The following is an 18,787-nucleotide window of genomic DNA, read 5'->3' as shown; positions in this document are numbered from 1 at the left end:
CCCGGTCATCTGGTCAACGATTCCGGGCACGGAATAACGACAAACAGAAACGGTTGGAATGATTCGCCATCAATACCGCTGCTCCGTCCGCTGGTCGGACATGGACGTCTACGGGCACGTCAACAACTCCGTCTTCCTGACCTACCTCGAGGAAGCACGCGGCGACATGCTCGGCCGCCAGGCCTCAACCGCAGGGGTGGGCACCTTCGCAGCAGGCTGCGTGAGCGCGAAGCACGAGATCGAGTACAAGGCGCCCCTGGAGTGGCGAGAAGCGACAGTCGCTGTGGAGGTCTGGGTTACCGGCCTAAGAGCGGCGTCCTTCAGCCTTGCCTACGAGGTGAAGGACGAACGGACGCTATACGCGAGGGCCGCCTCCACGATGGTTCCCTACGACCTGGAGAGCAGGTGCCCGCGGCGCCTCACCGAGCCTGAACGAGCTTATCTGACACGATTTTTGACGCAGCATTGAGCGTCTGATCGAGCCGGTCGGTGTCGCGCCTACCGGCGAGATGCGACCAGGAGGTGTGAACGGTCGCCGCCGACGACAACACCGAGCCTTGCGCCATGTGTCGGGCCAGAGTGGCAGGCCGTGTGCACCATTTGGTCGATCACGCCGGTGGGCGGTCGAGCTGGACTGGTCGGCGTGACCGATCAGGACTGGCCATGGGCGTGAAGACCCGATCTCCGCCGGCCACGACCGAGTCGAGCCACGCGCCCGCCAAGATGAGCACTCCGGCCGTGCCCGGCCGTCCCTGCCGGCTCGCAACCCGAGGCCCAAGCACGCGCAGGAAACGGGTGGCGGCCGTGAGCGGGCGCATCATGAGGGTGAGGCGTCGGATACGGCCCTCATCGTCGAGATCGAGATACTGGGTCTCCTCCAACCGCAGGGGACCGACATGACCCGCAGCGCGCAGAACCGCGTGCTGTCCGTCCTGGAACTGCGCCTCGTAGCGGATGTCCGTGAACACTTCGAACACACTCGTCAGGAGTTCCTCGAGCTCACGGTGCCCCCGAAAGGTGAACCGGTCGGTCAGTGGTGAAACGAGCTCAACGTCCTCGGACATAGCGGCCACTGCCGCGCGCGCATCCCCTGCCTCGCCGGCCATGCGCCATGCTGCGACGTAATCAGTCATGCCGTCCCCGCAGGGTGCTCGCCAATGACGAGAGTGCCGGGCAGATGTCCACAATTGGCGCGTCCTCGAGTGGTCGACCTGGTGAACGCCACGTCCTTATCCCACGGGTGCGCAGTGCCTGCATTCAAGACCTGTTTCATCGCGTCTTCAATTCCCCACCGCTTCGGTTGCCGACAGCGCTCTCGGCGCGGTCGGTGCAGCTTCCTTGGGGGGACGCCAAACGCACGGCCCCACCGATCAGTCCGCGACTACTGTGCCGACGAATCGTGTGGTGATCCAGTGGGAGTTTCCGAGTATTAATGATGGAAAAAAATGACTGTTTACGACCGTGTTATGTTTGCCGGGCTTCAGCGGCGTCGGCCCTCAGGTGCGTCATCGGGGGCGGGCCCTCGAGGGGCGACAGCGGGTGGCAGCAACCGTGAACGCCCCTCTCTCTAGTGACATCCCTGATGCCCGGCCCGGGGGTCGCGACCTCGCCGTCTCAATCCGCCTCCGCCTCCGCCTGCGGCTGATAGTCCCGCGGCGGGACGAGTAGGTTAAAACCTCCGATGAGACAGGAAGCCTGTCTGCCTCGGTCGAAAAAGGAAGAAACAAGTGAAGAATCGCCTTGTCCCTTTCTGTGTTGTGTGTCTGTTGAGTTTGAGTGCGTGTTCCGCAAATGGTCAGGGAACCCAACCCTCCGAGGGCCAGATTTTGCGGCCAAAGCCGAGAGGATGTACGACGAGTGGCTCTGGGCCAAGCCCCCCGCCACGCTCGACGCCGCCCCTGAAAGGACGGACATCACCGTCACGAAGGCAACCACTGACGACATCAAGGCATGGCCGGCGCGAGTTAGTGAAGAATTCCCCGGTGGATACGAGAAGATTGGCCCTTACCTCAAATCGGGAACGACGATCTACCGGTGGAAGTATGTAGAGCCTGGCAGAGTTCTCGGCACGGCGTACGACGGCATGGCCCATGTCAACGGGCACTGGGTGTGGTTCCCGAAGTCGTGGCGCGTCCTCGAGCAGCCCTGATCCAAGGCGGTGCCTATGCAGCGCGGACACGAGTGCGGCCGGCCGAGAGAGGCCGGCGCCCGGGGCCGATTCGCGCCCGGAGCCCAGAGTGGACGGGCAAGAGAAGGGATCTACTTGGTCCTCCTCACCGGAGCGGGCGGGGTGCGGGTCTCGTGAGTGTGGGGGACCAGTTTTGACGGACCGTGTCGGGGACCGATGCGGGGACAACCCATTGAGTCCGACCTGCAACCGAGAGTAGTCCCCGACGCCTGATGGTCTGCGCCCCGTCCGTCTCGTGGCAGGGGGCCGAACGAGCGGGCGAGGAGACGGCCTGCCGTGCCCACCGTGGGTTTGCGGCGATCTGTTGCTGATTTCTCCAAACAGTTGAGCGTTTGACGTCTGCTGTTCACGCTCTACCTATCAAGTGCCCAGAGGTACGGCCTCGGGCCCCACCGCTTCAGAAGCGAGTCGAGCATGGTGCGTGTCCGTTCATCCTTGGTGCAGTTGCCCGCCTATGTTCCTGGCCGCAAGTTGCCCGGTGCGGTAGTGCTGGCCAGCAACGAATCCCCCTACGGGCTGTTGCCCGGCGTAGCCGCGACGCTCACGGAGCTGGCCGGCGGCGTGTCGCGGTACCCGGACCTGAGCGCCACTGCACTCGTACACGCCATAGCCGGGCACCACGAGGTCGAGCCGGAGCGGATCGCGGTGGGCGCCGGATCCTCCGAGGTCTGCGGACAGCTGCTGCACTCGGTCGTCGGCTTCGGCGACGAGGTCGTCTTCGGCTGGCGGTCCTTCGAGGCGTACCCGATTCTCACGGCGGTCGCGGGCGGTACGGCGGTACGGGTCCCACTGCTCGACCATGCGCTGGACCTCGAAGCCATGGCCGCGGCTATCACCGATCGGACCCGGCTGGTCTTCGTCTGCAACCCCAACAACCCCACCTCCACCGCAGTCGGCGAGCGGGCGCTGCGCGACTTCGCGGACCGCGTCCCGGAAGACGTGCTGATCGTCGTCGACGAGGCCTATCGGGAGTACGCCGATCCGGCGCTGGTCCCCGATGCTCTGGCCCTGCTCGGCGACCGGCCGAACGTGGTGGTTCTGCGGACCTTCTCCAAGGCCTACGGACTCGCGGGACTGCGCGTGGGCTACTGCGTGGCGCCGCCGTGGATCGCCGCTCATGTGCGTAAGACCCAGGTACCGTTCAGCGTCAGCGCACTCGCCCAGGAGGCCGCCGTCGTCGCCCTCGGCGAGCGCGCGGAGGTCGCCCGGCGGGCCGCCCTCACGGTCGCCGAACGCGAGCGTGTAACCCTGATGTTGCGCGCCCTGGGCTTCGAAGTCCTGGATTCCCACGCCAATTTCGTCTGGCTACCGCTCGCGGACGAGAGCGCGGACTTCACCGTCCACTGCCTGGGCGGGCAAGTCGTGGTCCGCCCGTTTCTCGGGGAAGGCGTCCGGGTGACCATCGGACTGCCGCAGGAGAACGAGGCCTTCCTCGATCTCGCGGCCACCTGGCGAGGCTGAAGGCAGTGAGCTTCAATCCCTACGAGCGGCATCGCGCACTGCTTCAGGAAGCCGTACGGGCGCTCGCCGCCGGTGAATACAGACGGCCGTTCACGGAGGCGACGGGACAGGATGCTGCCGACGCGGGCATGCGATCGGTCCGAACAGCGAAGAAGGTCTTCGGCTCCCTGCTGGGACGGCCCTTCGATCTCGACCAGCCCGGCGAGCTCGGCCGAGTGCGTACCGAGTCGTCGCCGTACGGCATCGACATGGGCATCGGGTACCCGCGATGCGACCCCGCAGCCTTGGTGGCGGCTGCCGCCCGGGCGACGGCCGGGTGGCGCGCCGCCGGGACCCGGCGACGCGCGGGGCTGGCCGTGGAGATGCTGCGCCGGCTGAACACCCGCAGCCATGAGCTGGCCCTTGCGGTGCATCACACCACAGGGCAGCCTCCGCAGGCGGCGTTCTGGTCCGCCGGGCCGCGCGCCCAGGACCGTGCGCTGGGGGCTGTGGCCCTTGCCTTCGCGGAGTCGGAGCGCGTTCCTGCGGACCTGAGGTGGGAGCGTGCCCGAGGGTGCGGGCAACCGCTGGCGATGCGGGGCACCAGCAACCTGGTGCCCCGGGGAGTGTCGCTGCTCATCGGTTGCCCCGACTATCCGCTCTGGAACGGCTACCCGGGCCTGTTCGCCAGCCTGGTGACCGGCAATCCGGTGATCGTCGCCCCGCATCCGCGTTCCGTGCTGCCGATGGCCATCACCGTGCGCGTTGCCCGGCAGGTGCTGGCGGAGGCCGGTCACACACCGGACATCGTGACCCTGGCGGTGGCGAAACCGGCGGAACGGCTGCACGAGAGGCTGGCCACGGACCCGGCGGTGCGCATTGTCGACTTCACCGGCTCGGCGCAGTTCGCAGGCTGGCTGAAGGAATACGCTCGTCAGGCCGCCACGTTCGTCGACCGGACCGGCCTGAACACGGTGATCGTCGACTCCACCGGCGACTACCGGGATCTCGTGCGCGGCCTTGCCCACTCGCTGTGCCGGTGCAGCGGCACGGTGCGCACCACACCGCAGAACATCCTGGTGCCGACGACGGGCATCGCGACCGACGAGGGACGCAAGAGCTTGGGGGACTTCGGCGCCGACCTCGGCGAGGCCGTGGACCGGCTGCTCGGGCATCCCGCACGTGTAGGCAGGCTACTGGGCGCGATCGTCAGCGATACGGTGCGGGCGGGGTTGGCGGAGGCCACGCGCTGCGGCACCGTGCTCCATGCGTCCGGGGCACTGCGCCATCCGAACCATCCGGGCGCCGATGTGCGCAGCCCACTGCTCGTCCGGCTGGCGGCACAGGACGAACGGATCTACGCCCGTGAGTGGCCGGGGCCCGTCTCGTTCCTTGTCGGTACCGACTCGACGTCGCACAGTCTGGCTCTCTTCCGCCGCACGGTGGGCCGCCACGGGGCGTCGTACGCCGCGGTGCATTCGACCGACCCGCTGGTGCTGGCGGTCGCCGAGACGGCAGCACTGGACGCCGGGGTGCATCTGGTGCAGAACCTCGCGGACGACTTCCCCGCGGACCCTTCCTCGGCAGGCGCGGACCTGCCCCCCGAGGGGGCCCATTTCGTCACCGGGCGGTTCCGGGTGGTGCGGTCTCGGCAGCATGCGGCGGGGACGGCACCGGCTCCTGTCGTGGAGGCGGCCCCGACACCGGCACCGACCTCCATCGGGGCTGCGGAGTCGGCTCGGGCCCCGGCGCCGGGCGCCGGTTCCGCTGCCGACCCGGCCGACGGCTGAGTGACCAGGCAGTCAGGCGGTCCAGTGCGTCCCGCGTCCTCGCACCTCGTCGAAGACCAGCCAGGTGCGGGTCGAGCGCACTCCCGGTACCGCCTGGATGCGCTCCAGCACGACCTGGCGCAGCACCGAGTTGTCCGGAGTGCGGACCAGCACCAGGACGTCGAAGTCACCCGCAACGAGGGTGACGTGCTCGACGTAGGGAATCTCGCGCAGTTCCCGGGAGATGTCCCGCCACGCATTCTGGTCGATCGTCAACGTCACGTACGCACTCGTGCCGAGGCCGGCCCGCTGCGGATTCAGCTGCGTGCTGAAGCCAGTGATGACCTCCTCGGCCATCAGCCTGTTGATGCGCGTGTACGCGTTGGCGCGTGAGATGTGCAGCTTGTCTGCGAGCGCCTTGATCGACACCCGGCCGTCGTCGAGGAGCCCGGCCAGGATGTGCCGGTCGGTGTCGTCGAGCCGAACGACAGTTCGTCCGGCCATCGACTCCGACGGTGAGATTTGCTCGGACACTTTGCCCTCCCGGAGCGCGTGGTTTGGCAGTGCGTCGCCGGTTCGCCTGAAACCTTGAACACTTATTCCGCACTGGCGACGATACTCGCGTCAAGTGTCCAGAGAAAGCGAGTGCCCGACATGTCCGTGAAGAGCCTCCGCCAGACGGTCCAGGGCCTCCTGCCGTCCCTCATGCCGGTGCAGTTCGTGGCCGAGGACGGCACGCCGGTGGCCAAGCCCGCAGCCGACTACACCGAGCCTCCGCCCGAGGCGCTGCGCGAGGCATACCGGCGGATGGTCCTGGGACGCCGGTTCGACACCCAGGCCACCGCGCTCACCAAGCAGGGGCGGCTCGCGGTCTACCCGTCCAGCCGGGGCCAGGAGGCCTGCCAGATCGCAGCCGTACTCGCGCTGCGCCCGGACGACTGGCTGTTCCCGACCTACCGTGACTCCGTGGCCCTGGTCTCCCGGGGCATCGACCCGCTCGAGGTGCTGACGCTGCTGCGCGGCGACTGGCACTGCGGATACGACCCGGTCGCCACTCGCGTCGCCCCCCAGTGCACCCCGCTGGCCACCCAGGTGCTGCACGCCACCGGCATGGCGGAGTCGTTGCGCCGCACGGGCGGAGACGGTGTGGCGATGGCCCTCGTCGGGGACGGGGCGACCAGTGAGGGGGACTTCCACGAGGCGCTGAACTTCGCTGCCGTCTTCCGCGCGCCAGTCGTCTTCTTCGTCCAGAACAACAAGTACGCGATCTCCGTGCCGCTGGCCCGGCAGTCCGCGGCGCCCGCCCTCGCGTACAAGGGCATCGGACACGGGATGCGTTCCGAACAGGTCGACGGCAATGATCTGGTCGCCGTGCTGGCGGTGCTGACCGCGGCGGTCGAGCACGCCCGTGCCGGGCACGGACCGGTCCTGGTCGAGGCGCACACCTACCGCATGGACGCACACACCAACGCCGACGACGCGACCCGCTACCGGGACGAGGCGGAGGTCGAACGGTGGAGTGCCGCCGACCCGGTCAGCCGTCTGGAGACGTACCTGCGGGCCCGCGGCGCCCTCACCGACGAGGACGTCGCGGCGGTGCGGGAGGAAGCGGAGAGGCTGGCGACCGAGCTGCGCGCGGGCATGAACGAGGAGTCCGTGCCCGACCTGCTGGAGCTCTTCGACCACGTCTACGCCGAGCCGACTCCGCAACTGCGCGAACAGCGCGCCCTGCTCGCGGCCGAGCTGGCCGAAGACGCCGCTTCCCCCGCACTCGACACCCAGGAGAACTGACGGCCATGGCCAAGGTCACGATGGCGCAGGCGCTGAACACCGCACTGCGCGACGCACTGCGCGAGGACGAGCGGGTGCTCGTCTTCGGCGAAGACGTCGGTCCGCTCGGCGGCGTCTTCCGGATCACCGACGGGCTGACCCGCGACTTCGGCGAGCAGCGATGCTTCGACACCCCGCTGGCCGAGGCCGGCATCGTAGGACTGGCCGTCGGCATGGCGATGGGCGGCTTCCGGCCCGTGGTGGAGATGCAGTTCGACGCCTTCGCCTATCCGGCGTTCGAACAGATCGCCTCCCACGTCGCAAAGCTCCGCAACCGGACCCGGGGGCGGCTCGCGCTGCCGATGGTGATCCGTATCCCCTACGCGGGCGGCATCGGGGGAGTCGAGCACCACTGCGACTCCAGCGAGGCGTACTACGCACACACCCCGGGCCTGAAAGTCGTCACCCCGGCGACGGCCGAGGACGCGTACTGGCTGCTGCGGGACGCCGTGGCCGACCCCGACCCGGTGGTCTTCCTGGAGCCGAAGAAGCTGTACTGGTCGAAGGAGGAAGCCGACCTGGAGCGGCGCGGAGCACTGCCGTTCGGGCGGGCGGCGATCCGACGGGAGGGCCGCGACGCCACGGTCGTCGCGTACGGGCCCTCGGTTCCGGTGGCCCTGGCCGCGGCCGAAGCGGCGGCGGCCGATGGCATCGAGCTGGAGGTAGTGGACCTGCGCACGCTGGTGCCCTTCGACGACGAGACGGTCACGGCATCGGTACGCCGGACCGGGCGCTGCCTGGTCGTACAGGAGGCCCAGGGCTTCGCCGGCGTGGGGGCGGAGATCGCCGCACGGGTGCAGGAGCGCTGTTTCCACTCGCTGGCGGCGCCGGTCCTGAGGGTGGCCGGCTTCGACATCCCGTACCCGCCGCCGAAGCTGGAGCACGCGCATCTGCCGGGCGTCGACCGGATCCTCGACGCCGTCGACCGTCTTCAGTTCGGCGACGAGCCGGACACCCGGCATCTGCTGAAGGGAACGGCCGCATGAGCACCGCAGCGCTTCAGGAGCAGCTGTTCCGGCTGCCCGATCTCGGCGAGGGGCTGACCGAGGCCGAGATCGTCGAGTGGAAGGTCGCGGTCGGCGACACGGTGACGATCGACCAGATCGTCATCGAGGTCGAGACGGCCAAGGCCGCGGTCGAGGTACCGGTCCCGTACGCGGGGACGGTGCTACAACTGCACGCGGAGGCGGGCACGGCGCTGGAGGTGGGGAAGCCGCTGATCACGGTGGGTACGCCGACTTCCGGCCGGCCCGGTGGTGCGGGGGAGGGACCGGGCGCCCCGCCTCCCGGCGCACCTCCCGTCGATTCGACGTCGGCCGACCCTGCGGCTGAGCGATACCGGGAGGAGGAGCAGGCGGGGTCCGGCAACGTCCTGATCGGCTACGGCACCGGCCACGGTCCGGCACCGCGTCGCCGCCGCCGAGGCGCGGGCGCCGCGAGGGGAGGCGGCACTGCTGTCGAGGCGGCGCCCTACGGCGGGCCGCACGCTCCCCGGGTCATATCGCCCCTCGTACGGCGGATGGCGCGGGAGCACGGGGTCGACCTCGGCGGGTTGACGCCCTCGGGTCCCGCAGGGGTCGTGCTCAGACGAGATGTCGAGCAGGCTGTGGGGCGGGCCGGCCGGCCCGCGACGGACCCCGATGCCGCACCGGTCACCCCGGATCGCCGGCCGTCGGCGGACCGCGCACCGCACGCCCGGCCGGCGCCGGCCGGTCCCGAGCGCATCCCGCTGCGCGGCGTCCGCCGCGCGGTCGCGGACAAGCTCTCCCGCAGCCGCACCGAGATCCCCGACGCCACCACCTGGGTCGACGTGGACGCGACGGGCCTGCTTGAGGCCCGGAAGGCCATGCAGGCCGCGGACCCCGGCCGCCGCATCGGGCTGCTGGCCCTGCTCGCCCGTATCTGCGTCGCCGGACTGCACCGCTTCCCGGAGCTGAACTCCACCGTCGACACCGAACGGCGGGAGATCGTCCGCTTCAGCGAGGTGCACCTCGGCTTCGCCGCCCAGACCGAACGCGGCCTGGTGGTCCCCGTCGTCCGCGACGCACGGCGCATGACGACCGCGCAACTGGCCGCCGAGCTGGCCCGGTTGACCGGGCTGGCCCGTGACGGGGCCCTGCCGCCCGACCGTCTGACCGGCGGGACCTTCACCCTCAACAACTACGGCGTGTTCGGGGTCGACGGATCCACGCCCATCATCAACCACCCTGAGGCCGCACTGCTCGGCGCGGGCCGCCTCGTGGACAAACCGTGGGTGGTGGACGGCGAGCTGGCCGTCCGCAAGGTCATGCAGCTCTCCCTCAGCTTCGACCACCGGGTCTGCGACGGCGGTGTGGCCGGCGGGTTCCTGCGCTTCGTGGCCGACTGCGTGGAACGCCCGGCGATCCTGCTCGCCGACATCTGATCCCGCCCCGCTTCCTCCGCTTCCCCCGCTTCCCCGGCGTCCGCCCGGGCGCCTCGCACCCATCAACCAACCGAACGTTCGGCCAGGAGCTCTCAGTGCCCACCGACCAGCATCCCGACTTTTTCGTCCGCCATGCGGCTCTGCTCGACCAGGCGGTGGAGTGTGCCGCCGACCGCACCTACTGGACGCCGTACCCGGAAACCCCGAGCACCTCTGCGTACGGAGCCGAGGCATCCGGGCTGGGCGAGGCCGCTTTCCGCGGCCTCCTCGGCCACCCCTTCCTCATCGAAGGACATCCGGCCACCGGCACCGTCCCCGCCACCGAGGTTTCGCCCTACGGCTTCCCGCTCGGCGTCAGTTACCCGTACCTGGCGCCCGATGTGGCCGTTGCGACGGCCAAGTCAGCCGCGGTGACATGGCGCGCCGCGAGCCCGGACACCCGGGCCGGCGTCGCCGCGGAGATCCTCGCCCGGCTCAACGAGGCGAGCTTCGAGATCGCGCACGCCGTCCAGCACACCACCGGCCAGCCCTTCATGATGGCGTTCCAGGCCGGCGGTCCGCACGCCCAGGACCGAGGCCTCGAAGCGGTCGCCCACGCATGGAACGAGCAGACCCGCCATCCGGTCGCGGCCCGCTGGAGCAAGCCGCAGCGCAAGGGCGGCCCACTCGTCATGGACAAGACCTTCACCACCGTGGGACGCGGTGTGGGAGTACTGATCGCCTGCAACACCTTCCCCACCTGGAACGGCTATCCGGGACTGTTCGCGAGTCTGGTCACCGGCAACCCGGTCGTCGTCAAGCCTCATCGACGTGCCGTGCTGCCGCTGGCGATCACCGTGCGGATCGCCCGTGAGGTACTGGCGAAGGCCGGCTTCGATCCGGATGTGGTACTGCTCGCCGCGTCGAAGCCCGAGGAGCGCACCGCCCCCGCCCTGGCCACCCACCCCGACGTGCGCATCGTGGACTACACCGGCTCCAGCGAGTTCGGCGACTGGCTGGAGACCAACGCCCGCCAGGCCGTCGTCCACACCGAGAAGTCCGGACTCAACACCGTCGTCGTGGACTCCACGGACGACTACGCGGGGCTGCTGCGCAACCTTGCCGTCTCCCTGTCGCTCTACAGCGGCCAGATGTGTACCACCCCGCAGAACTTCCTCGTCCCCCGGGACGGCTTCCCGACCGACCAGGGGCGGCGTACGGCCGACGAGTTCGCCGCCGACCTGGGCGCCGCCCTGGACAGGCTGCTCGGCGACCCGGCCCGTGCGGCCGCCACCCTCGGCGCGATCGTGAACGACGGTGTGCTCAATCGCGTGGCGGAGGCGGCGGAACTCGACCGTGTCGCCCATCCGTCGAGGCGACTCGCCCACCCGGAGTTCCCGGACGCGGCCGTCCGTTCCCCGCTGGTGGCCCGGCTCGAGGCCGAGGCCGACGAAGAGACGTACACCAGCGAGTGGTTCGGGCCGGTCTCCTTCGTCATCGGTACCGACTCCACCGCGCACGGCCTGCGTCTCCTGCACGACACCGTACGGCGCCACGGCGCGCTGACCGCCTCCGTGTACGCCACCGACGAGGGTGTGCTGGAGGCGGCACGGGCAACCGCGCTGGAGGCGGGCGTGCACCTGTCGGAGAACCTGACCGGCGCGGTCTTCGTCAACCAGTCCGCCGCCTTCAGCGACTTCCACGGCACCGCGGCCAACCCCGCGGCCAATGCCGCCCTCACCGACCCGGCGTTCGTCACCGGACGCTTCTCGGTCGTCCAGTCCCGGCGCCACGCACCCGCAGAGGAGCACGTCGATGCGTGACGAGGTCTATCTGATCGACGGGGCCCGCACTCCGCTCGGCCGCCACCGAGGCGCCCTGGCCTCCGTACGCCCCGACGACCTGGCCGCCCTCGTGGTCGGCGAGGCGGTACGGCGCTCGGGCATCCCGGCCGACACCGTGGACGAGGTGATCCTCGGCGCCGCGAACCAGGCGGGCGAGGACAACCGGGACGTGGCCCGGATGGCGGTCCTGCTGGCCGGACTGCCGGACACCGTGCCCGGATACACCGTCAACCGGCTGTGCGCGTCCGGGCTGACGGCCGTCGCCTCGGCCGCCCAGGCGATTCGTGCGGGGGAGGCCGACCTGGTCGTCGCGGGCGGAGTGGAGTCAATGACCCGTGCCCCCTGGGTGATGGCCAAGCCCGGCACGCCCTGGGCCCGGCCCGGCGAGGTCCACGACACTTCCCTGGGCTGGCGCTTCACCAACCCGCGCTTCCCCGCCGCGACCACCCTGTCCATGGGCGAGACCGCCGAGGAGGTCGCCGCCCTGGACGGCATCACCCGCCTCGAGGCGGACACCTTCGCGCTGCGCAGCCACCGCCGGGCGGAGGCCGCCCAGAGGGCGGGCCGCTTCAAGGAGGAGATCGTCACGGTTCGGGTGGCGGACGGCGAGGTGACCCAGGACGAGGGGCCCCGGCCGTCCACCTCGCTGGAGAAGCTCGGCGGACTGCGCACGTCCTTCCGCAGCGACGGGATCATCACCGCGGGCAACTCCTCGCCGCTGTCCGACGGGGCCGCAGCCATCGTGGTCGCGAGTTTGGCGGCGGTCGAACGATACCGGCTCACCCCCCGGGCACGCATCGTCACAGCAGCCTCGGCCGGGGTCGAGCCCCGCCTGATGGGACTCGGGCCTGTGCCGGCCACCTTGAAGGCGCTCGGCCGGGCGGGCTGGCGGCCCGACGACCTGGACGCCGTCGAGGTGAACGAAGCCTTCGCCGCCCAAGCGCTGGCAGTCGTCCGCCGCCTGCAGCTCGACGAGGACCGCGTCAACGCCGACGGCGGCGCCATCGCCCTCGGACACCCGCTCGGCTGCTCCGGCGCCCGCATCCTGCTCACCCTGCTCGGACGCATGGAACGCGAGGACGCTCGACGGGGACTGGCGACCATGTGTGTGGGGGTCGGCCAGGGCGTGGCGATGCTGGTGGAGCGCGTATGAGCACGCGGGAGGACACGGCGTACGAGACGCTGCGGGTCGAGGTGGGCCCGGACCGGGTCGTCGTGACCCTGCACCGGCCCGAGGCGCGCAACGCCATCGGCAGCGGCATGATCGCCGAACTGCACCGCGTGTGCGAGGACCTGGAGCGCGCGCCGAGGCTGCTGCTGCTCACCGGGCACGGCGGGGTCTTCGCCGGCGGCGCCGACATCGCCGAACTGCGGAGGCGTGGCCGGGACGAGGCGCTGCAGGGAATCAACAGCCGTCTGTTCGAGAGGGTGCGCCGGCTGCCCATGCCCACCGTGGCCGCGGTGGACGGCTGGGCGCTGGGCGGCGGCGCCGAGCTGGCGTACGCCTGCGACATCCGGATCGCCGGGCCGAACGCCGTCTTCGGCAACCCCGAACCGGGCCTGGGCATCCTCGCCGCCGCCGGGGCCTGCTGGCGGCTGCGGGAGCTGCTCGGCGAGTCGGTGGCCAAACAGGTCCTGCTCGCCGGGCGGAACCTCGACGCACCGGCCGCGCTCGCCTGTGGGCTGGTCACGGACGTCGTACCGGCCGAGCGGCTGATCACCGAGGCACACGCCCTGCTGGACCGTATGGCCCGCTCCTCGGGGCTCGCCCTGCGGCTGACCAAGCTCGTCACCGACGCCCCGGGTGCCCATCCGGTGGCCGACGACCTCGCCCAGGCCGTGCTGTTCGAGGGCCGCGACAAGGAGGAGCGCATGACGCGATTCCTGGAGAAGAACGAGAAGAACGGAGGCCGGGCATGACCTCGGCATCAGCACCGCCCGCCGTCGTGGGGGTGATCGGCGGCGGCCGGATGGGGACCGGTGTCGCCCAGTCCTTCGCGGCCGCAGGGTCGTCCGTGGTCGTCGTGGAACACGACGAAGCGGCCGCGACCGTCGCGCTGAACCGCATCGCCGCCGGGCTGAGGCGGGCCGCCGAGCGCGGGGGGCCCGGCGGATCCGCCACCGGTGAGGTACCGGACCGGGTCACCGCCGTGACCTCGATCGCCGACCTTCCCGCCGACACCGATCTCGTCGTCGAGGCGGTACCGGAGGACGCCGCGCTCAAGGCCCGGCTGCTCGCCGCCGCCGAGCAGGCCGTGGGGGAGCGGTGCGTACTCGCCACCAACACCAGTTCGCTGCCGGTCACCGAACTCGCGGCGGCCCTGAAGCGGCCGGGACGCTTCCTGGGCATGCACTTCTTCAACCCGGTGCCCGTCTCCGCGCTCGTCGAACTGGTCCTCACTCCCGACACCACCGGGGAGACCCTGACGGCGGCGGCCGGCTGGACACACGCCCTGGGCAAGCAGAAGGTCGTCGTCCAGGACTCGCCGGGATTCGCCAGCAGCCGTCTCGGCCTGGCCCTCGGCCTGGAGGCGGTCCGCATGGTCGAGGAGGGGGTCGCCGAGCCGGAGGCCATCGACACGGCAATGCGCCTGGGATACCGGCACCCGATGGGGCCGCTGCGCCTCACCGACGTGGTGGGTCTCGACGTCCGGCTGGCCATCGCCGACCACCTGCACAGGACGCTCGGGGAGCGGTTCGCCCCACCGGCATTGCTGCGGGAGAAGGTCGCCCGCGGCGAGCTGGGCCGCAAGACGGGGAAGGGGTTCTATCCATGGCCGTGACCGGCGGTGCGCCCACCGACGCCCAGGAGCCGGGCGGCCCCGCCCCTTACGGGGTCGCCTACGAGGTCACCGACGGCGTAGCCGTCATCGAACTGTGCGGCCCAGGGAGCGGCAACGCCCTCGACGCCCACATGCGCAGCGCGCTCCTGATGGCGGCACGCCGCCTGACCACGGACACCGCACGCGGTGTACGGGCGGCCCTGATCACCGCCCGTGGAAGCCACTTCTGCGTCGGCCAGGACCTCAAGGAGCACGCCCGGCTGCTGAACACCGCGCCCGAGGCGGCCTTCGCGAACCTTCCCAACGACTACAACCCGCTGCTGAAGGAACTGCACGGGCTGCCGGTCCCGCTCGTCGTGGCCGTCGAGGGCGCGTGTGTCGGAGCCGGGCTCGGCATCGCGCTCTGCGCGGATCTGCGCGTCGCCGCCGAAGGAGCCCGCTTCGCGACCGCCTTCACCGGCCTCGGCCTGGCCTCCGACTCGGGGGTCGCCCGCGGCCTCGCCCGCCAGCTCGGCCCTTCGCGGACCGCCGGACTCATGCTCCTCGGAGACCGCTTCTCCGCACAGGACGCCGAACGCTGGGGCCTGGTCCACCGCGTCGTGGCGGACGGCTCGGCCACGGCTGAAGGGCTGGCCGTCGCCCGCTCCCTCGCAGGCGGACCCACCGCCGCCCACCGAGAGATCAAGGCACTGCTGCGGTCCGCGGCCAACGCCCCCCTGCCGGCCGCGCTGGAGCGCGAAGCCGTGATCCAGCGCCGGCTCGGCGCCACCGAGGACCACCGCGAAGCCGTCACGGCCTTCCTCGAACGCCGCAGCCCGGCCTTCCGCGGCCACTGACCCACTCACCGAGTACGACGGGACACGCACACCCCATGAACACCCCCACCCTCACACCATCCGGGCCCCAGGGCCCCGAGGCCACCTTCGAGGACACCATCGCCCGCGACCAGCGCATCGAGCCCCGGGACTGGATGCCCGACGGCTACCGCACCACCCTGATCCGGCAGATCGCCCAGCATGCCCACTCCGAGATCATCGGCATGCAGCCGGAGGGCGAGTGGATCACCCGGGCGCCCTCGCTGCGCCGCAAGGCCATCCTCTTCGCCAAGGTGCAGGACGAGGCCGGGCACGGGCTGTACCTCTACTCCGCGGCCGAGACCCTCGGGGCGGACCGCACGGACATGACGGCGCGTCTGATCGACGGCCGCCAGAAGTACTCGTCCATCTTCAACTACCCGACCCACACCTTCGCCGACGTCGGCGTGATCGGCTGGTTGGTGGACGGCGCGGCGATCTGCAACCAGGTGCCCTTGTGCCGTACGTCGTACGGCCCCTACGGGCGCGCCATGGTGCGCGTGTGCAAGGAGGAGTCCTTCCACCAGCGGCAGGGGTACGAGCTCCTGCTGACGATGATGCGCGGCACCGACGAGCAGCGGGAGATGGTGCAGGACGCGGTGAACCGCTGGTGGTGGCCGTCGCTGATGATGTTCGGCCCGCCGGACGCCGACTCGCCCAACTCCGCGCGGTCCATGGCCTGGAAGATCAAACGCCACTCCAACGACGAACTGCGACAGCGGTTCGTCGACATGACCGTGCCGCAGGCCCACAAGCTCGGCGTCACCCTGCCCGACCCCGCCCTGCGGTGGAACGAGGAACGCGGGCACCACGACTTCGGCGCCCCCGACTGGGACGAGCTGAAGCGCGTGGTCTCCGGCGACGGTCCCTGCAACGCCGAGCGGATCGCCCGGCGCCGGGCCGCCCACGAGGAGGGCGCCTGGGTGCGGGAGGCGGCCTCGGCCCATGCCGCCAAGCAGGCGACCCGGCTGCGGGAAGGAGCGGCGGCATGAGCGGCACCGACCAGACCCCCGCCGGCGGACCCGTCCGCATACGGGACGAGTGGCCGCTGTACGAGGTGTTCGTCCGGGGCAAGCGCGGCCTGAACCATGTCCACGTGGGCTCCCTGCGCGCGTCCGACGACGCGATGGCCCTTGTCCACGCCCGCGACCTGTACACCCGGCGCAACGAGGGCGTGAGCGTCTGGGCCGTGCGCTCCGACTCCATCGCCGCCTCCACCCCCGCCGAGAAGGATCCCTTCTTCGCGCCCAGCGGCGACAAGGTCTACCGGCACCCGACGTTCTACGACATCCCCGACGACGTACCCCACATCTAGGAGCGGCCACCAATGAGTGACGAGGACCTGTACGTCGACCACGACAACGCGCAGTGGGCGTTCGGCACCGGTTTCACCGACCCCCTGTACGGCGTCGACCAGAGGGTGCCGGACGGCGTCGACGCCGGAGAACTGGCCGCCTGCTGTCTGGCCCTGGGCGACGACGCCCTGGTGTCCGCCCAGCGGCTCGCTGAGTGGTGCACCCGCGCCCCGGAACTGGAGGAGGAACTCGCCCTGGCCAACATCGGCCTCGACCTGCTCGGCCAGGCCCGGCTGCTGTACGCCAGGACGGGACGGGCCGACGGTACGGGCCGCGGCGAGGACGCGTACGCCTACTTCCGTGGTCCGGACGACTTCCGCAACCTACGGCTGGCCGAACTGCCCGGCGGCGACTTCGCCTTCACGATCACCCGGCTGCTCGTGTTGTCCGCCTGGCGGCTGGCCGTCTTCGAGGAGCTCACCGCCGCTCCTGATCCGGTGCTCGCCGCCATCGCCGCCAAGAGCGTGAAGGAGCTCACCTACCATTGCCACTACGCCGCCGTGTGGACCGTGCGCTTCGGCGACGGGACCCACGAGTCCCGCAATCGCCTCGGAGCGGCCCTGCTCGACATCGCACCGTGGCTGGGAGAACCACTGACCGACCGGACCGCAGCTGGTATGGGTGCCGAGTCCGCGGTGGTCGCCGACCGGACGCTGCGGCGCCTCGCGGACGTCCTGGTGCGAGCGGGATTCGACCCCTCCGAGGTCCCGCCTCCCGGCCCGGCGTCCGCCCCCGCCATACCCGGCTCCGGCCGCGACGGTGACCGTACCGAACACCTGGCGCCGCTCCTCACCGAACTCCAGAGCATCGCCCGCGCACACCCGCAGGCGCAATGGTGACGCTCGCGGATGCCGGCGAGCACCGCCGAAAGGCGGCGCACCGCGCCTGGCGTACCGCCTGCGAGATCCCCGATCCCGAACTGCCCATGCTGACCCTCGCCGACCTCGGAGTGCTCCGCGGCGTCGAGGTGGAGCAGGACGGTACGGTCGTCGTGCGGCTCACCCCGACCTACTCCGGCTGTCCCGCCGTGGCCGAGATGCGGGCTGAAGCCGCCACCCGGCTGCAGGCGGCCGGCTTTCCCGACGTCCGGGTCGTCACCGTGCTCGACCCGCCCTGGACCACCGACTGGATCACATCCCAGGGCCGCCACAAGCTCGCCGAGCACGGCATCGCACCACCGGGTCCCCGGCGCCTCACCGAATCCGGGCCGGTGTGGCTGTCCCTCGGGCCGACCCCCTCAGATGTGCCCTGCCCGCGCTGCGCCTCGGTCGATACCGAGGAGATCTCACGGTTCGCCGCAACCGCCTGCCTGGCGCTCCGCCGCTGCGGCACCTGCCTGGAGCCCTTCGAGCACCTCAAGGACCTTTGATGACGACCCCCTCCCGTCCCCCCGGCACGGCGCGGACCCGTCTGCGTCCCGCCTTCCACGCCGTGCGCGTCGCAGCGGTCGAGGGGCTGTGCTCCGACGCCGCCGCGCTCACCCTCGCGATACCGGACCGCCTGGCAGAGGAGTTCGCGTTTCTCCCCGGCCAGTGCCTCACCGTGCGCCGGGAGATCGACGGCCGCGACGAGCGCCGCTCCTACTCCATCTGCTCCCCCGTCGGGGCACCACTGCGCATCGGCATCCGCGTCGTACCCGGCGGGCTGTTCTCTTCCTGGCTCGTCCACGGTGTGCGCCCGGGAGACACCCTTGAGGTGATGGGACCGGCCGGTGCTTTCACCCCCGACCTCAGCGCAGCCGGTCAACCCGGTGATTCCGGTCAACCCGGTGGCCTCGGCCACTACGTGCTGATCGCCGCCGGATCCGGCATCACACCGATGCTGTCGATCGCCGCCTCCGTACTCGGCGCGGACGGCTCATCCCGCATCACCCTCCTCTACGGCAACCGGCGCACCGATACGGTGATGTTCGCGGACGAACTGGCGGACCTGAAAGACCAGTACCCGGCCCGATTCCAGCTCGTTCACGTATTGTCCCGCGAGCCGCGCGAGGCCGAAATGCTCACGGGCCGCCTCGATGCGACGCGGCTCACCGCCCTGCTCGATGCCCTGGTGGACACCGACGGCGTCGACCAATGGTGGCTGTGCGGTCCGCACGGCATGGTCCGTGACTCCAGCGCCATCCTGGCCGGGCTCGGCGTCCCGGCCGACCGAATCCACCAGGAACTGTTCCACGCCGATGACGAGCCGCCCGCCGCCCGCCACGAGGTCTCGGCGATCGGCCTCACCACGAGCGAAGTCACCGTCGTCCTGGACGGCCGGGTCACCACGTTCCCGGCCCCCCGGGACCGGACCGTCCTCGACGCTGCCCAACAGCTCCGCCCCGACCTGCCGTTCGCCT

Annotated in this window: 19 protein-coding genes; 17 read left to right on the top strand and 2 right to left on the bottom strand. The window is 70.7% G+C overall.

Annotated elements, in window-relative coordinates; genetic code table 11:
- The first annotated feature begins 58 nt into the window (after nt 1-58).
- On the top strand, nt 59-469 hold the full coding sequence (locus AB0D48_RS23050) for a thioesterase family protein (protein WP_362399930.1): 411 nt from the start codon (nt 59-61) through the stop codon (nt 467-469).
- Nucleotides 470-608: 139 nt separating this feature from the next.
- On the opposite strand, the gene AB0D48_RS23045 is transcribed toward AB0D48_RS23050, so the two are convergent.
- Nucleotides 609-1,133, bottom strand: a complete 525-nt coding sequence (locus AB0D48_RS23045; protein WP_362399928.1) for a nuclear transport factor 2 family protein — start codon at nt 1,131-1,133, stop codon at nt 609-611.
- A gap of 713 nt (nt 1,134-1,846) precedes the next feature.
- On the opposite strand from AB0D48_RS23045, the gene AB0D48_RS23040 reads away from it, so the two are divergent.
- The 3 genes from AB0D48_RS23040 (at nt 1,847) to AB0D48_RS23030 (ending at nt 5,418) form a co-directional block, all read left to right on the top strand.
- The gene (locus AB0D48_RS23040; RefSeq protein ID WP_362399926.1) at nt 1,847-2,149 is read left to right on the top strand and encodes a hypothetical protein; all 303 of its coding nucleotides are present in this window, start codon (nt 1,847-1,849) and stop codon (nt 2,147-2,149) included.
- 453 nt (nt 2,150-2,602) lie between these two features.
- Nucleotides 2,603-3,649: a histidinol-phosphate transaminase gene (locus tag AB0D48_RS23035; protein WP_362399924.1), complete on the top strand. Its 1,047-nt coding sequence runs from the start codon at nt 2,603-2,605 to the stop codon at nt 3,647-3,649.
- 128 nt (nt 3,650-3,777) lie between these two features.
- Nucleotides 3,778-5,418: an aldehyde dehydrogenase family protein gene (locus tag AB0D48_RS23030; RefSeq protein WP_362400129.1), complete on the top strand. Its 1,641-nt coding sequence runs from the start codon at nt 3,778-3,780 to the stop codon at nt 5,416-5,418.
- A gap of 12 nt (nt 5,419-5,430) precedes the next feature.
- Here the strand turns inward: AB0D48_RS23030 and AB0D48_RS23025 are convergent, their stop codons facing one another.
- Complete coding sequence (locus tag AB0D48_RS23025; protein WP_362400126.1) at nt 5,431-5,901, bottom strand: Lrp/AsnC family transcriptional regulator; 471 nt, start codon at nt 5,899-5,901, stop codon at nt 5,431-5,433.
- Between the two features lie 150 nt (nt 5,902-6,051).
- Between AB0D48_RS23025 and pdhA the strand changes: the two genes are divergently transcribed.
- The 13 genes from pdhA to AB0D48_RS22960 all read left to right on the top strand — a co-directional run.
- Nucleotides 6,052-7,188: a pyruvate dehydrogenase (acetyl-transferring) E1 component subunit alpha gene (gene pdhA, locus AB0D48_RS23020; protein WP_362399922.1), complete on the top strand. Its 1,137-nt coding sequence runs from the start codon at nt 6,052-6,054 to the stop codon at nt 7,186-7,188.
- Between the two features lie 5 nt (nt 7,189-7,193).
- Nucleotides 7,194-8,213 carry an alpha-ketoacid dehydrogenase subunit beta gene (locus tag AB0D48_RS23015; protein WP_362399920.1) on the top strand — a complete coding sequence of 340 codons (1,020 nt, stop codon included), beginning with the start codon at nt 7,194-7,196 and terminating at the stop codon, nt 8,211-8,213.
- On the top strand, nt 8,210-9,631 hold the full coding sequence (locus tag AB0D48_RS23010) for a dihydrolipoamide acetyltransferase family protein (RefSeq protein WP_362399918.1): 1,422 nt from the start codon (nt 8,210-8,212) through the stop codon (nt 9,629-9,631). The genes AB0D48_RS23015 and AB0D48_RS23010 overlap by 4 nt, the downstream gene beginning before the upstream one ends.
- A 95-nt stretch (nt 9,632-9,726) precedes the next feature.
- Entirely contained in the window at nt 9,727-11,433 is a 1,707-nt protein-coding gene (gene paaN, locus AB0D48_RS23005; protein ID WP_362399915.1) for a phenylacetic acid degradation protein PaaN, read from the top strand.
- A complete protein-coding gene (locus AB0D48_RS23000) occupies nt 11,426-12,607 on the top strand; it encodes a thiolase family protein (protein WP_362399912.1) in 1,182 nt (393 codons plus the stop codon). Before paaN ends, AB0D48_RS23000 begins: the two co-directional genes overlap by 8 nt.
- Nucleotides 12,604-13,374 carry an enoyl-CoA hydratase/isomerase family protein gene (locus tag AB0D48_RS22995; protein ID WP_362399909.1) on the top strand — a complete coding sequence of 257 codons (771 nt, stop codon included), beginning with the start codon at nt 12,604-12,606 and terminating at the stop codon, nt 13,372-13,374. The genes AB0D48_RS23000 and AB0D48_RS22995 overlap by 4 nt, the downstream gene beginning before the upstream one ends.
- The gene (locus AB0D48_RS22990; RefSeq protein WP_362399906.1) at nt 13,371-14,237 is read left to right on the top strand and encodes a 3-hydroxyacyl-CoA dehydrogenase family protein; all 867 of its coding nucleotides are present in this window, start codon (nt 13,371-13,373) and stop codon (nt 14,235-14,237) included. The genes AB0D48_RS22995 and AB0D48_RS22990 overlap by 4 nt, the downstream gene beginning before the upstream one ends.
- Nucleotides 14,228-15,073: an enoyl-CoA hydratase-related protein gene (locus tag AB0D48_RS22985; RefSeq protein ID WP_362399903.1), complete on the top strand. Its 846-nt coding sequence runs from the start codon at nt 14,228-14,230 to the stop codon at nt 15,071-15,073. The genes AB0D48_RS22990 and AB0D48_RS22985 overlap by 10 nt, the downstream gene beginning before the upstream one ends.
- 35 nt (nt 15,074-15,108) lie before the next feature.
- Complete coding sequence (paaA, locus tag AB0D48_RS22980; protein ID WP_362399900.1) at nt 15,109-16,083, top strand: 1,2-phenylacetyl-CoA epoxidase subunit PaaA; 975 nt, start codon at nt 15,109-15,111, stop codon at nt 16,081-16,083.
- Nucleotides 16,080-16,406 carry a 1,2-phenylacetyl-CoA epoxidase subunit PaaB gene (gene paaB, locus AB0D48_RS22975; RefSeq protein WP_030712015.1) on the top strand — a complete coding sequence of 109 codons (327 nt, stop codon included), beginning with the start codon at nt 16,080-16,082 and terminating at the stop codon, nt 16,404-16,406. The genes paaA and paaB overlap by 4 nt, the downstream gene beginning before the upstream one ends.
- A gap of 12 nt (nt 16,407-16,418) precedes the next feature.
- Nucleotides 16,419-17,285, top strand: coding sequence for a 1,2-phenylacetyl-CoA epoxidase subunit PaaC (gene paaC / locus AB0D48_RS22970; RefSeq protein ID WP_362399896.1), 867 nt, complete (start codon nt 16,419-16,421; stop codon nt 17,283-17,285).
- Nucleotides 17,279-17,815, top strand: coding sequence for a 1,2-phenylacetyl-CoA epoxidase subunit PaaD (gene paaD, locus AB0D48_RS22965; RefSeq protein ID WP_362399893.1), 537 nt, complete (start codon nt 17,279-17,281; stop codon nt 17,813-17,815). Before paaC ends, paaD begins: the two co-directional genes overlap by 7 nt.
- The coding region (locus AB0D48_RS22960; RefSeq protein WP_362399891.1) for an FAD-binding oxidoreductase at nt 17,815-18,787 on the top strand (973 nt) is incomplete at its 3' end. The genes paaD and AB0D48_RS22960, both read left to right, overlap by 1 nt.

Source organism: Streptomyces sp. NPDC048269, from assembly GCF_040652395.1.
Taxonomy (GTDB): domain Bacteria; phylum Actinomycetota; class Actinomycetes; order Streptomycetales; family Streptomycetaceae; genus Streptomyces.
Note: the sequence above shows the minus strand (reverse complement) of the source record. Positions and strands in the feature narration are given on the sequence as shown.